The organism is Sphingomonas sp. (genome assembly GCF_965248875.1).
In the GTDB taxonomy this organism is placed as follows: domain Bacteria; phylum Pseudomonadota; class Alphaproteobacteria; order Sphingomonadales; family Sphingomonadaceae; genus Sphingomonas.
In genome coordinates this window covers 533527-547386 of sequence record NZ_CBDFKR010000011.1, presented here as the reverse complement: position 1 = coordinate 547386, position 13860 = coordinate 533527, and the positions used below count along the sequence as shown (strand labels likewise).

Below are 13860 nucleotides of genomic sequence, written 5' to 3'. Positions count from 1 at the left end.
GGCGATGCAATGGACCTCGCTGGTCGCGATCTACACCCTGTTCTGGGCGTTCTCCGTCTTCCTCGTGCTGCCATGGGGCGTGAAGACGACCCATGAGGCCGGGGGTGAGCACATCCCCGGCACGGCGGAGAGCGCGCCGCATGAGTTCCGGCCCGGGCGTATTGCGCTGCGGGTGACGATCGTCGCGACCGTGTTGTTCGCGCTGTTCGTCCTCAATTACGAATATGACTGGATCTCGCCGGGGGCGCTCGACCTCTACAACTGGGCGCCTGCCTCCAACTGATCGGCGTCAGCGCAGCCGCTCGATCGCCTGGGCGAGAGCGACATAGAGCTTGCCCATGTCGCTCGACAGCAGGGTGACGCCCAACGGCGAGCCGTCACGTTGCGACAGAACCGCGCGCAGCATCGCCTCGAAATCGTGGATGTAGCGATTGACCTGTTCGCGAAACCCGGTGTCCGCGTCGTAGAGCTGCGCGATGCCGCGTGCTTCGCCAGCGTCGAGCAGCCGCACCGCGCGGCGCGTAAAGACGCCGCGGTCGCCTTTCAGATAGGCACCCCAGGCGCTGTCCGACACCTCGGGCGCCAGTGTGCGGGTGATATCGATCGCCGCCGAGTTGAGCGATTCGATCAGCATGGACGCACGGCGCGCGAAGGTGTCGCGGTCATGCTCCTCGCGTTCGGCCCGCGCATCCTCGATCCTGGTTTCGACGATGGCGGTCTGGTCGGCGATCGCCTGGACCTGATGTGCCAGCCGCTCCGTCGCGCGCGTCGAGGCATCGACGGCGCGGGCGGTGGCGTCCTCGACCGCGGCGATCTGCCGTTCGACGGTGTCGCTGGTCGCACGGCGCAGCGCCTCGGCGCTAGCCTGCTCGAGCTTGGCCGCGGCCTCGGGAATGACCGATCCCAGTGTCTCGCGCGCGCGGTCCGCCGCGACCTGCGCCGTCTCGCGAACCCGCAGCAGCGCGTCGAGCAGGCGCGGCGCGGCCTCCTCGGTGAAGCGGTGCGACCGGCCGATCGTCTCGTCGACCATCACGCCAAGTGCGTCCGCCTTGGTCCGACCCTCGTTGAGCGTCTGGAGTAACTGGGCGGTGAGCTGATCGACGACGCGGCGCTGTTCGCCGATGACGCCCGCGATCGCTTCGATGGCGTCATGGGTACTTTCGGCCGCGGTGACCAGCGCCATCAGCTCCGGCTTTGCCGAGGCGACGACCGCCTTGCTGTTCGCCACCCGCGCGTCGAGCCGGCCAAGCGCATCGGGCAGCGTCTCGTCAATCTCGCGCGCGGCGGAGTCCAGCGCGATCAGCAGCGTTTCCGTCGTGCCGATGGTGCGTGTCGCCATCGTTTCGCCCGCACGCAGCGCCTCCGTCATCGAATCGGCCGAGCCGCCGAGCGCGCTGATCGACGCGGCGAGCAGCTGCGAACGCTCGACGCCGTGATGATGGAGCGTCGCCAGACGGCCGTCGACGCGGTCGAGCCCGTCCTCAAGCCCCGCCACAACTGCATCCCCGGCGACGCGCTGTTCGTCGAGCCGCGTGGCGATCCGGCTGATCGCGGCCTCGACCGACGCGATCCGCATACCCAGCGCTTCTGCCGACTCGCGGGCGGCGGTGTCGAGCGTCGCCTGGTGCGCGCCGACCATCGCCAGCATCGCAGCACCCTGCGCCTCGATCCCCTGGCGGGAGCTCTCGACGGCGTCCGCGGTGCGCCCGAGCAGGGCGTCGACCGAGGTCGACATGGCCGAGGTGACCATCTCCAGCCGCGCCGCCGCCGCTTCGCTGGTGCCCTCCATCCGTGCGAGATGGTCGGCCAGCGCGTGCGCCGCGCCGCCGGCGATGCGGTCAGCGTCGTGACCCTGTTCGGCAAGCGACGCGAGCTGGGCATGTAGCGCGGAGGTCTGATCCAGCGCCGTTGCCGCCGTCCGGTCGAGCAGCGTCGCTGCCGCCTCCGTTTCACCGCGCGCCCGCGGCAAGGCGGCGAGCAGTGCGCCAACGCTGCTCTCGGCCGTCTGCGCCGCGGCGCCAAGGCCCGTCGCATGACGATTGGCAAGCGCGATCTCCCCTGCCAGATCGCGGCCAATCGCTGCGAGCCGCGCGCCCGCGGCATCACTGCGCGTCAGCAGGTCGTCGGTCTGCGCAGCCAGCTGCTGCCGATGGCCCGCGATCGATCCGCCCATCCGCGCCACCGCGCGCTCCAACGCGGCGGCCTCTGCGCGCATTGCCGCCGCGGTCGCACCGAACCGCTGCGCCTCGGCGTGGCTCGTGCGCAGTCCGACCAGCCAGAGAATGCCAATCAGCGCCGGCACCACCGCCAGCGCCGCGCCAAATTGCGCTAACGCCAACGGGGAGAGCGTCGGCAGCGTTGCGCGCGCCGCCCACAGCAATCCGCCGATCCATGCGAGCGCCGCCACGATGGCGAGCGCGGCCAGAGCGCGTCGCAGGCCGTGACGCAGCGGTAGTACGTCCTCGTCGTCTGGCTCGATCCATTCGGGTACGAGGTCCAGATCGTCGATGATATGCGGGCCGATTTCTGCCGGTACGCGGCTGGTGTCGGCCCTAATATCGACCTGCAGGGAACCCCCGTTCATCATGTCAGGTTACCATCTTTCGTGCCGACGAGAAGAGGCGTTCGCAACGCTTCGGTAAGCTTCACCAGCGTAAGGCGGTGGGATGGCATTCGACCCCGGGGCGATCGACTCGACACTGGCGGCAGCGATCGGCGATGATCCGGTGCTGATAGCGGAACTGCGCGTCGCTTTTCTGGACAGCGTCGAAACCACGCTGGTTGCGCTGGTTCAGGCGACGACGGCGGAAAGCTGGTGTGCGTCCGCATGGCGGCTGAAAGGCCTGGCCGCGAGCTTCGGTGCGGTGCGATTGACGACGCTGGCGGGCGAGGCGGTCGCGGCCGGGAAGCCGGACGCGGTGCTCCTCGGCCGAATCAAGCGGATGGCCGCCCGCCTCTAGCCGCGGACTGACGCGGGCCGTAACAGCGGCCCATGCTCGCCGGGCTTCTCTTCGCTGTTCAGGAAACCAATGACCGGCCGGAGCGGCTGACCGCGACGCTGCCGTTCGGCGGCGTCACGCTGCTCGAATATCAGGCGCGATTGCTGATCGAGGCAGGCGCGGCGCAGATCGTCATCCTGGTGGCGCGGCTGACGCCGGAGCTGCTCGGCGCGGTGACGCGGATCGGACGTCGCGGCGTCGCCGTCGATGCGGTCCGACACGTCAGTGAGGCCGCCGCGAAGCTGCATCCCCTCGCCCGGCTGCTGGTGCTGGCGGATGGGTTGATCACGACCGAACGGGTGGTCGGCTCGCTGGCATCCGAAGGCGGTGACGCGCTGCTGGTGGTGCCGCAGGCGGATGCGGGCGCGGTGTTCGAGCGAGTCGGCGGCGGCCAGGCCTGGGCCGGCGTCGCGCGGCTCGATCCGCGGCGGTTGACCGAGGCGGCACGACTGCCGCGCGATTACGATGCGCAGTCGACGCTGCTCCGCGTCGCGGAACAGGCACGGGCGGTCCACGTCCTGCTTCCGGCTGAGGCACTGGCGCACGGCCACGGGATCGAACGCGATGCGGCAGCGCTCGACCGCCGCGGTCGTGCGGTGCTGGCGGCGATCGTCTCGGATCGGCGTGGCTGGTTCGACCGGCAGTTGGTCGCGCCGCTAGCGCGGGTCACGCTGCCGGCGATGGTGGAGCGCGGCTGGAGCGGGACGGCCACCGCCGCTGCGGGCTGCGTGCTAGGGCTGACGGGATTGGCGGCGATCGCGTTGGGCTGGAGCACGGCGGGGCTGTCCGCCGCGTTCATCGCCTGTCTGGTGCTGGCGCTCGGCACGACGCTGAGCGGTCTGCGCGACGAGCCGCGGATCGAGCAGACGCAGCGGGTTGCGGGGCTGACGCTGCCCGCGCTGGCGGCGCTGTTCCTCGGCGCGGCGGAGAGCGGGCGGGCGGGCAATCTGACCGCGTTGGCGGTCGCCGCCGCGCTGGTGACACTCGCGGCGCTGGCCCAGCGCGCCGGTACGGAGCGCATCCGCCGCTGGTGGTGGGGCAGCGCCCCCGCGGTGCTGCTGATCGTGACGCTGGCGACGGCAGCGCACTGGCCGCTGAGCGGCATGGCGGTTGCCGCCGCCTATGCTACCGCGACGCTGGCGGCGGCGATCGAGCGGCTGCGGCGATGAGCGCGGACCCGAGAGGCTTAGTCGCGCCTTAACCGCGACCGCGCTAGAGAGACGACCCGATGGCGGCCGACCCCACCCCCTCTGCGGCTGCCCGTGCGGCCGCTGCGCGTGCGCGCGCCGATGCGCGGCTGCGGGTCGCGATCGATGACCTGCTGCTGCCCGATGACGGCCGCCTGGACGAGCGGACGCGGCTGCGGCTGTTTCAGTTGCTGACAGAGACGATCGGCGGAATCGAAACCGCCTTGCGAGGACAGGCGGCGCGTCTGCTGACGGCGCGGGGGGCGGCGAGGTCCGCCGAGTCTGTGCTGCGCGGCGGCCAAGGGGCGGCGACGCGGCTGCTTGGGGCGGGATTGTTGCGCGACGAAGCCCTGGTGGAGGCGCTCGCGGCGGAAGTCCGTGCCCGTCTGCTGACCGAGGCGTTGCCTGCGGTAGCCGCCGGGATTGACGAGCCAAGCCTGCTGGTGCGGTTGGCGGCGGTGCCCGATCGCGTTGTCGCGGCGGCCGCACGGGCGCTGCTGGCGGTGGACGGGGCGGACGGCGTGACGCTCTCCGCCGAGCTGCAGCATCGGCTGGTGTGGTGGACGGCCGCCGCCATCCGGCCCGCCGACGACGTGGCGGAGGTGGATCGCGCGATCGCCGAGGCCGCGGTGCGATCGCTCGGCGCGCATGACGAGGGGCTGGGCAGTGGCGTCGCGGCGATGCGGCTGGCGCAAGCCATCGATGCCCGGCCGGACGAGCTGGCGCCGTTGCTGGTCGAAGCGCTGGGCGATCGACGGCTGACGCTGTTCACCGCGGTGCTGGCACACGCCATCGGGTTGTGCTTTGCCGAGACGCTAGCGCTGGTGCTGGAGTCGGAAGGCGAGCGGCTGTGGCTGGCGTTGCGGGCGGCGCAGCTTGACCGGGCGACGATCGCGCGCATCGCGCTGACGCTGAGCGATGCCGATCCGCGCCGCGACATCGAAGCCTTTGCGGACGACATCGACCGCATCGCCGCGGTCAAGCCGGCCGAGGCGCGGCTGGCGCTGGCACCGGAGACGCTAGAGCCTGACTTCCGCGCGGCGATCCGCGCGCTGGCGCGTTCTGGACGGCGATGAACGCGCCGGGACCCGGAATGGATCACGCGGTAGCGCATGCGGTGATCGATGCCGAGGGCAAGCTGCTTTCTGCCGATCCCGCGATCGCATCGCTCAACGCGCGCGCAGGCGGCGCGGCGGCGATGCCGCTTGCCGTACCGCAGCTGGCGACCGCGGCGCGGCTGGCGTGGCGGCTGGGCGTGGTGGTCTCGCGCGGGATCACGGTGGCGGACGAGGATGCCGACATCGAGCTGTGGGTGCGTGCGCAACCCGAAGGCAACAGCGTGCGGCTGGCGGTCAGCGGCTGGCGCGAGGTGCAGCCGTGGCGGCCCAAATCGCATGAGCCCGTCGCGCTTATCGGCGCGGGTGCAGACTGGCGCTGGGAAACGGATGCGGCGTTGCGGCTGACGTTCGTGTCGCTCGACGCGGCGGCGGGCGCGGGGTTAGACGCGATCGCGCTGCTCGGCCAGCCGCTGACGGCGCTGTTCGCGCTGGAGGGTGGAGATGACGGCGCATTACCGATCCTCGACGCGCTCGCGCGGCGCGCACCGTTCGACGTGCAGCCGGCGCGGGTGCGCGCGAACGGACGAATGGTGACCTTATCGGCGGCAGTGCGCCATGACGGCAGCGGTAACTTCGCCGGTCTGGCCGGCGCGGCTACGGCCGTGATCACGCCGGCATCGGCGGCGGCGTTGCCCACAAGCTTCACGGGCGGGCTGGATCGTGCGTTGCGAGCCCCGCTTGCGCGGATCGTCGCGAATGCCGACAGCATCAACGCCGAAACGGATGGGCCGATCGCGCCCGGCTATGCCGAGTATGCCGCCGACATCGCGAATGCCGGGCGGCATCTGTTGGGGCTGGTCGACGATCTGGTCGATCTGCAGGCGGTGGAGCGGCCCGATTTCGCGCTTGCGGTCGAGCAGATTGACCTTGCCGATGTGGCGCGACGGGCAGCGGGGCTGCTGTCCGTTCGCGCCGGCAATGGCCAAGTGACGATCGACCGACCCGTCGGCGACATGCATGCGCCCGCGCGAGGCGACTTCCGCCGGGCGTTGCAGATCGCGGTCAACCTGCTCGGCAACGCGGTCCGCTATTCGCCGCCGGGGTCGACCGTCGCGATCACCGCCGACGGGCAGGCCGGCTACGCGCGGTTGATGGTGACCGATCAGGGCAAGGGTATCGATGCCGCCGATCAGGCGCGCATTTTCGACAAGTTCGGGCGCGTCGACCCTGGCGAGACCGGCGGCAGTGGGCTCGGGCTGTACATCGCCCGGCGGCTGGCGCGCGCGATGGGCGGCGACTTGACGGTGAAGAGCGCGCCGGGTGAGGGCGCGTGCTTCAGCCTCACCTTATCGGCGTAGCCGCCGCCCGACCAGGATCAGCAGCAAGCCAATGACGGCCAGCACCGCGCCCCGATCAGCCCACGGACGCTGATCGAGCATGAAGCTGGACGCGGGCCAATGGACGTAGCCGAGACCCTGGCCGATCCACAGCAGCCCCATCAGCGTGGCGAGCACGCCGATGACGAGCAGGATCGTGCGCAACGGGCGCCTGCGATCCCCGGGCATCAGCGCTTGCCCACGGGCACATAGCTGCGCGCGGTCGGCCCCGTGTAGAGCTGGCGAGGGCGGCCGATCTTCTGGTCGGGATCGGTGATCATCTCGTTCCACTGCGCCACCCAGCCGACGGTGCGGGCGAGCGCGAACAGCGCGGTGAACATCGAGGTCGGGAATCCGATCGCCGACAGGATCACGCCGGAATAGAAGTCGACGTTCGGGAACAGCTTCTTCTCGGCGAAGTAATCGTCCTTGAGCGCCAGCTCCTCCAGCTGCAGCGCAACGTCGAACACCGGATCGCTGACGTTCATCGCCTTGAACACTTCGCGAACGGTCTTCTGCATGACGGTCGCGCGCGGGTCGTAATTCTTGTAAACCCGGTGGCCAAAGCCCATCAGGCGGAACGGATCGTTCTTGTCCTTGGCACGGGCGATGAATTCCGGAATACGCTCGGGCCGGCCGATCTCGCGCAGCATGTTGAGCGCCGCCTCGTTGGCGCCGCCATGCGCCGGTCCCCACAGGCATGCGATCCCCGCCGCAATGCAGGCAAAGGGGTTGGCGCCCGAGGAACCCGCGAGCCGCACGGTCGAGGTCGACGCGTTCTGCTCATGGTCGGCGTGGAGGATGAAGATCCGGTCCATCGCCCGTTCGATCACCGGGTCGACGACATAAGGCTCGGCAGGGACGCCGAAGGTCATGCGCAGGAAATTGCCGGTATAGCTCAGCGAGTTGTCGGGGTAGAGGAAGGGCTGGCCGACGCTGTACTTGTAGGCCATCGCCGCGATCGTCGGCATCTTCGCGATCAGCCGATGCGAGGCGATGACCCGCTGCGCCGGATCGTGAATGTCGGTCGAATCGTGATAAAAAGCGGACAGCGCGCCGACGACGCCGCACATTATCGCCATCGGATGCGCGTCGCGCCGGAAGCCGCGGAAGAAGGTTGCCAGCTGTTCGTGCACCATCGTGTGGCGGGTGATGGTGGTGGTGAACTGGTCCAGCTCCGCCTGTGTCGGCAGCTCGCCGTTAAGGAGCAGGTAGCTGACCTCCATAAAGCTCGACTGCTCGGCCAGCTCGCCGATCGTGTAGCCGCGATGGAGCAGCACCCCCTCGTCGCCGTCGATATAGGTCAGCGTCGACCGGCAACTCGCGGTCGAGGTGAAGCCGGGGTCGTAGGTGAACATTCCCGTGTCGCCGTACAGCTTGCGGATGTCCACGACCTCGGGCCCGACCGAGCCCTGCATCACCTTGTAGTCGTGGTCGGCGAAGGCGACGGAGTCGATCATGCGGCGGGTTCCTCTGCAAGAGCCTGATCGGCGATCCGCGCCAGGCTCTCGTCGCGGCCCAGGAGGGCGAGCACGTCGAAGATGCCGGGCGAGGCGCGCCGACCGGTGAGCGCAACGCGCAGGGGCTGGGCGACCTGACCGAGCTTAAGCCCGGCTGCATCCGCCACAACCCTGACCGCCGTCTCGGTCGTCTCCGTATCCCAGTGCTGTACCGCGTCAAGCGCGGCGTGTGCACGGGCGAGTGTGGCGCGCGCATCGCCGTCCAGCAGCGGCGCAGCGTCGGCGTCGACGTCGAGTGGGCGGGCGGCGAACAGGAAATGCGCGCTGTCCGCCAGCTCGTTGAGGTTCGCGGCGCGAGGCTTGAGCGCGGGCATGGCGCGGGTGAGCAGGTCGAGCGCTGGATCGTCGCTCATCCCAAGCCGCTCGCCGGCCAGCGCGGCCAAGCGGGCGTCCCCGGCTTCGCGGAGATAGTGGCCGTTGAGGCTATCCAGCTTCCTGAGGTCGAACCGCGACGGCGCCTTGCCGACCGCCCTCAGATCGAACCACTCGACCGCCTGCGCGCGGGTGATGATTTCGGCATCGCCATGCCCCCAGCCGAGGCGTAGAAGGTAGTTGTCGAGCGCCTCGGGCAGGATACCAAGCTCGTCGCGATACGCCTCGACACCGACCGCGCCGTGCCGCTTCGACAGCTTGCCGCCGTCGGCGCCGTGGATCATCGGCACATGCGCATAGGTGGGCTCGGGCCACCCCATCGCGCGGATGATCGGCAGCTGACGGAAAGCGTTGTTGAGGTGGTCGTCGCCGCGGATGACGTGCGTGACGCTCATGTCGTGATCGTCGACGACGACCGCGAGCATATAGGTCGGCGTGCCGTCGGAGCGGAGCAGGACGAGGTCGTCGAGTTCGGCATTCTGAACCGTGACAGCGCCCTGAACGCGGTCGTCGATCGTCGTCGCGCCCTCGCGTGGCGCCTTGAGGCGGACGACAAAGCGCCGGTCCGCGGGTCCGTCGGTCCGGTCGCGCCAGGGCGAACGGATGCGGAGCGGCTGTTTCGCAGCCTGGGCGGCGGCGCGTTGTGCGTCGATCTCCGCAGGCGTCATCCAGCAGCGATAGGCGTGGCCGCGCGCAACCAGCTCGTTCGCGACCTCGGCGTGGCGGGTGGCGCGGGCGAACTGGAACACAGCGTCGCCGTCCCAGTCGAGCCCGAGCCAGCGCATCCCATCCAGGATCGCGTCGATCGCCGCCTGGGTCGAGCGAACGCGGTCGGTGTCCTCGATCCTTAGCAGGAACTTGCCGCCATGGTGCTTCGCGAACAGCCAGTTGAACAGAGCAGTACGCGCGCCGCCGAGGTGCAGGAAGCCGGTCGGTGAGGGCGCGAAGCGGGTCACCACCGGCGCGGTCGTGTTGTCGGTTGCGCTCAAGCGCGGCTGCTCCCAAGCTGACGGGCGATGGCGAATACCGCCCTTCCGGCCGCTAGCATGGGGTTCGACCGGCCGCAAAGGGTCCGGCGCGTGGGCGATGCGATCGAGCGCTGGCTTGAAGCGGAGCGCGACCAGCTGGCCTTGTGGCTGCCCGTTGCGCTCGGCGGCGGGGTGACGTCGTGGTTCCTGCTCCCGGATGCGCGCAGCTGGACGGCGGCGGTGCTGGGCTGTCTTGCTGTTGGGCTGGCGGCGCTCGCCGTGGGCAGGCACGAGCGGTTGTGGCGTGCGGTCGGGATCGGCGCGCTGACGGCGGCGCTAGGGGTGACGCTGATCTGGTGGCGGGCGGAGCGGGTGGCGGCGCCGGTGCTGGCCGGGCCGACGATCGCGCAGTTCACCGCCCGCGTCGATGTGGTGGAACCGCTCGCTGCCCGCGGGCTGGTGCGGCTGACGCTGCGACCGCAGGCAGACGCGACCGACGGCGGAGGCGGTCCGGTCGCGTTACCGCCGCGTGTCCGCGTCAACCTGCAGGAGGCGGATGCCCCGGCGGGGTTGGGAGCGGGAGCGCTGGTGAGGTTGCGTGCCCGGCTGATGCCGCCACCGACCGCCGCGGTGCCTGGCGCTTACGATTACGGCGTGCAGGCCTGGTTCGACGGCATCGGCGCGACGGGCCGTGGCTTTGCGCCGGTGACGGTGGTGCGGCCCGGCCGGGCGGGCGGCGGGCTGCGGCCGGCGCTGACCCGGCACATCACCGACCAGCTGCCCGGCAGCGAGGGCGGCATTGCGGCGGCGCTGGTCACCGGCGACGTCGGTGCGATCGGACTGGCCGACTCCGACGCGATGCGTCGGGCCGGGCTCGCGCACCTGCTGTCGGTCAGCGGGTTGCACATCACCGCGGTAGTGGCGGCGACGATGTTCGTGGTGCTGCGGTTGCTCGCGCTCAGCCCCTGGCTGGCGCTGCGGACGCGGCTGCCGATGCTGGCGGCGCTGGCGGGCGCGGCGGCCGCGATCGGCTATACGGCGCTGACCGGATGGCAGGTGCCGACGATCCGCTCGTGCGTGGCGGGGTTGCTGGTGCTCGGCGCGCTGGCGCTGGGGCGCGAGGCGGTGACCCTGCGGCTGGTCGCGACGGGTGCGATCGCCGTGCTGCTGATCCTGCCCGAGGCTCTGGCGGGACCGAGTTTCCAGCTCTCCTTCGCCGCGATCACTGCGATCATCGCGCTCCACGAACAGCCGCAGGTCGCCGCCTTTTTCGGTCCGCACGAGGAAGGGCGCTGGCGACGCATGGGTCGCGAACTGCTGTCGCTCTTGCTGACCGGGCTGGTTGTCGAACTCGCGCTGATGCCGATCGCCGCGTACCATTTCCACCGGGCCGGGCTGTACGGCGCGGCGGCCAATATCGTCGCTATCCCGCTGACCACCTTCGTCATCATGCCGCTGGAGGCTGCGGCGCTGTTCCTCGACCTGATCGGTCTGGGCGCGCCGCTGTGGTGGCTGACGGGCAGGTCGATGGCGGTGCTGCTATGGCTGGCGCGAACCGTCGCGGCGGCGCCTGGGGCGGTGGCGGCGCTGCCGTCGATGCCGGAGGGGGCATTCGGCCTGATGGTCGTGGGCGGACTGTGGCTGGCCCTGTGGCGGACGCGGTGGCGGCGGCTGGGGGTCCTACCGCTGGTTGCGGGCGCGACGTGGGCGGTGGCGACGCCGGCGCCCGACCTGCTGGTGACCGGCGACGCGCGACACATGGCAGTGCGGCTGCCCGATGGCGGCATGGCGCTGCTGCGCGATCGGGCGGGAGATTATACCCAGTCGATGCTGGCGGAGAGCGGCGGTGTCGACGGTGCGCTGGCGCTGCTGCCTGACCAGCCGATGGCGCGGTGCAGCGACGACTTATGCCTGGCCGAGCTGACGCGGAACGGGCGGCGTTGGCGGGTGCTGGCGACGCGGAGTGGGTATCCCGTGCCGACCGTCGAGCTGATCACGGCATGCCGGCAGGCAGACATCGTGGTGAGCGAGCGGTGGCTGCCGCGCGGGTGCACGCCGCGCTGGCTACGGCTCGACAAGCCGGTGGTGGCGCGGATCGGCGGGGTGGCGATCACGCTGGGCGCCGAACCGCAGGTGACGACGGTCCTCGACCCGGGCGATGAGCATCCATGGCGGGCGCCGGTGCGGCTGGGACAGGCAGAAGATGGCGACAGGAGCCGGTTTCGTCGACGCCATGGTGGCCGCGACTCGCCAAATCATCACGACCGACTACGCCCAGCTGGCGTGCGACCGTGATCACCCGTTACATCGCCGCTCGGCCCAGTTTAGTGGTTCCGCTCCGGCAAGCGTGTAGCTGCGTCAATGATACCGCCGCAGGATCCCTGACAGCTTGCCCTGGATGCGGACCTGTGCGGGCAGATAGCGCTGCGGATCGTAGGCGCGGTTGGCGGGGTCGAGGCGGACCATCGCGCCTTCGCGGCGGAAATATTTGAGCGTCGCCTCCGCGTCGTCGATCAGCGCCACCACGATCTCGCCGTCACGCGCGACCTCCTGCCGCTTTACCAGCGCATAGTCGCCATCAAGAATGCCTGCCTCGACCATCGAGTCGCCGGCGACCTCCAGCGCATAGTGATCGCCCTGACCGAGCAGGGCGGCGGGCACGGCGAGGGTGGATACCCCCTCGAACGCCTCAATCGGTACGCCCGCGGCGATACGGCCATGGAGCGGGATCTCGATCACGTCGTTGGCGGGCGCCGGAAGTTGTCGAAGTTGCGGCGAAACGACTTTACTCGGCGCCTTTTTCTCCGGTCGCTCGGGCATGCGCAGCACCTCCAGCGCGCGGGCGCGGTTGGGCAGGCGGCGGATGAACTGGCGTTCCTCCAACGCCGATATCAGACGGTGGACGCCGGACTTCGACTTGAGGTCAAGCGCCTCCTTCATCTCCTCGAACGAGGGGGAGACGCCGGTCTGGGCCAGCCGGTCGTTGATGAAGCAGACCAGCTCGTGCTGCTTGCGGGTAAGCATCGCGGTTCTCCGTCCAGGAACGAACGCGGAACTCCTATGGAACAAATAAGCTGACGTCAACCCTGATCCCTCAGGCGATGTCGAGGACTTCCGCCGAGTCGCCTGCGCATGCCGACGGGGCGTCGGCGGCGCGGATGACGAGGCAAGTCGATCGCGCGAGGGTCAGCAGCATCGAGCTGTCCTGCACCGGGGCGGCGAACACCTGCCCGCCGCGCTCCACGCAGCGCAGGTAATCGGTGCGGCCGTTGTTGGCGGAGAGACCCTCGCCCAGCACCGCGCGCCGCGGACGGGGGAGCGGATCTGCCGCCCCGGCGAGATGTGCGATCAGCGGCCGGACAAACAGGATCGTCGTCACGAACGCCGACACGGGATTGCCGGGCAGGCCCAGCACCGCCGCGGCGCCCAATCGGCCGGCCAGCATCGGCTTGCCCGGCCGCAGCGCGACCCGCCAGAAGTCCAGCGTGCCCCCCGCCGCCTCCAGCGCCGGACGGATCAGATCGTGGTCGCCCACCGATGCGCCGCCCGAGGTGACGAGCAGGTCGGCATCCACCGCTGCAAAAGCGTTGCGCAACGTGGTCAGATTGTCGGGCAAAATGCCGAGGTCGATCGGCTCGACAGGTAGATCAGCGAGCAGCGCGGCGAGCATCGCGCGGTTCGACTCCGGCAGCATCGTGCCGATGACCGGCGTACCCGGTTCGACGAGCTCGTCGCCGGTCGCGGCGATCGCAACGCGGATGCGGCGGCGGACCGGCAGGGTGCCGTGACCGGCGGTGGCGGCGACGGCCAGCCGTGCGGGGGTGATCCGCTGGCCGGCTTCGATCAGGAGGTCGCCCTTGCCGAAATCGAGCCCGCGGCGGCGGGTGTTGCGTCCCAGCCCGGCAGGCCCCTCGCCGGTCAGGCGAAGACGGTCGCCGTCGCTCCCGGCTTCTTCCTGGATCAGCACGGTGTCGGCGCCGTCGGGCATCGCTGCGCCCGTAAAGATACGGGCGGACTGGCCGGGTCCGATCCGGCCACCATGGGGCCGCCCCGCTGCGCTCTCGCCCACTACCCGCCACGGCCCGGGCAGGTCGGCGAAACGGATCGCGTAACCGTCCATCGCCGACAGGTCGGCTGCGGGCTGGGTGCGAAGTGCGCGGATGTCGGCGGCGGCCCAGCGGCCCGCGGCGTGCGCAAGCGGCGCGTTCTCGATGCCGACCGGCTCCGCCAGCGCAAAGAGCCGAATCTGTGCCTCGGCGATCGGCAAGAGTGGGGGGGCGGTCACCGGCACCCCATGCCACATCGACCTCGCCGCGCGACAGGCTTTCATGCTATCCCCGTCCGGCGACTGCGCAGCGCGGGGAGCTGCCACGTCATTGG

The 13860-nt window shown here is 70.3% G+C and carries 12 protein-coding genes; 6 read left to right on the top strand and 6 right to left on the bottom strand.

All coding sequences use genetic code 11. The annotated features are described in order from the left end of the window. The first annotated feature begins 4 nt into the window (after positions 1–4). On the top strand, positions 5–283 hold the full coding sequence (locus tag ACP2AD_RS09545) for a DUF1467 family protein (RefSeq protein ID WP_425229835.1): 279 nt from the start codon (positions 5–7) through the stop codon (positions 281–283). 6 nt (positions 284–289) lie between these two features. Here ACP2AD_RS09545 and ACP2AD_RS09540 read toward each other — a convergent pair whose 3' ends face one another. Beyond that, positions 290–2584, bottom strand: a complete 2295-nt coding sequence (locus ACP2AD_RS09540; protein ID WP_425229834.1) for a hypothetical protein — start codon at positions 2582–2584, stop codon at positions 290–292. An 82-nt stretch (positions 2585–2666) separates the two neighbouring features. Between ACP2AD_RS09540 and ACP2AD_RS09535 the strand changes: the two genes are divergently transcribed. The 4 genes from ACP2AD_RS09535 to ACP2AD_RS09520 are packed head-to-tail and all read left to right on the top strand — an operon-like array spanning position 2667 to position 6602. Further along, positions 2667–2960 carry an Hpt domain-containing protein gene (locus ACP2AD_RS09535; protein WP_425229833.1) on the top strand — a complete coding sequence of 98 codons (294 nt, stop codon included), beginning with the start codon at positions 2667–2669 and terminating at the stop codon, positions 2958–2960. Positions 2961–2992: 32 nt separating this feature from the next. Then, complete coding sequence (locus ACP2AD_RS09530) at positions 2993–4168, top strand: hypothetical protein (RefSeq protein ID WP_425229832.1); 1176 nt, start codon at positions 2993–2995, stop codon at positions 4166–4168. Between the two features lie 59 nt (positions 4169–4227). Further along, entirely contained in the window at positions 4228–5262 is a 1035-nt protein-coding gene (locus tag ACP2AD_RS09525) for a hypothetical protein (RefSeq protein WP_425229831.1), read from the top strand. A gap of 17 nt (positions 5263–5279) precedes the next feature. Further along, entirely contained in the window at positions 5280–6602 is a 1323-nt protein-coding gene (locus ACP2AD_RS09520; RefSeq protein WP_425229830.1) for a sensor histidine kinase, read from the top strand. On the opposite strand, the gene ACP2AD_RS09515 is transcribed toward ACP2AD_RS09520, so the two are convergent. The 3 genes from ACP2AD_RS09515 to gltX are packed head-to-tail and all read right to left on the bottom strand — an operon-like array spanning position 6591 to position 9501. Continuing rightward, positions 6591–6809 (bottom strand): hypothetical protein, encoded by a 219-nt coding sequence (locus ACP2AD_RS09515; RefSeq protein WP_425229829.1) that lies wholly within the window; start codon positions 6807–6809, stop codon positions 6591–6593. The two genes, ACP2AD_RS09520 and ACP2AD_RS09515, sit on opposite strands and share 12 nt — an antisense overlap. Continuing rightward, on the bottom strand, positions 6809–8080 hold the full coding sequence (locus tag ACP2AD_RS09510) for a citrate synthase (protein ID WP_425229828.1): 1272 nt from the start codon (positions 8078–8080) through the stop codon (positions 6809–6811). The genes ACP2AD_RS09515 and ACP2AD_RS09510 overlap by 1 nt, the downstream gene beginning before the upstream one ends. Beyond that, positions 8077–9501 (bottom strand): glutamate--tRNA ligase, encoded by a 1425-nt coding sequence (gene gltX / locus ACP2AD_RS09505; RefSeq protein ID WP_425229827.1) that lies wholly within the window; start codon positions 9499–9501, stop codon positions 8077–8079. The genes ACP2AD_RS09510 and gltX overlap by 4 nt, the downstream gene beginning before the upstream one ends. Before the next feature lie 57 nt (positions 9502–9558). On the opposite strand from gltX, the gene ACP2AD_RS09500 reads away from it, so the two are divergent. Continuing rightward, on the top strand, positions 9559–11775 hold the full coding sequence (locus ACP2AD_RS09500) for a ComEC/Rec2 family competence protein (protein ID WP_425231140.1): 2217 nt from the start codon (positions 9559–9561) through the stop codon (positions 11773–11775). Between the two features lie 63 nt (positions 11776–11838). Here the strand turns inward: ACP2AD_RS09500 and lexA are convergent, their stop codons facing one another. Both lexA and glp read right to left on the bottom strand, forming a co-directional pair. Then, positions 11839–12504: a transcriptional repressor LexA gene (gene lexA, locus ACP2AD_RS09495; protein ID WP_425229826.1), complete on the bottom strand. Its 666-nt coding sequence runs from the start codon at positions 12502–12504 to the stop codon at positions 11839–11841. Positions 12505–12574: 70 nt separating this feature from the next. Further along, positions 12575–13783 (bottom strand): gephyrin-like molybdotransferase Glp, encoded by a 1209-nt coding sequence (gene glp, locus ACP2AD_RS09490; RefSeq protein WP_425231139.1) that lies wholly within the window; start codon positions 13781–13783, stop codon positions 12575–12577. Between the last annotated feature and the right edge of the window lie 77 nt (positions 13784–13860).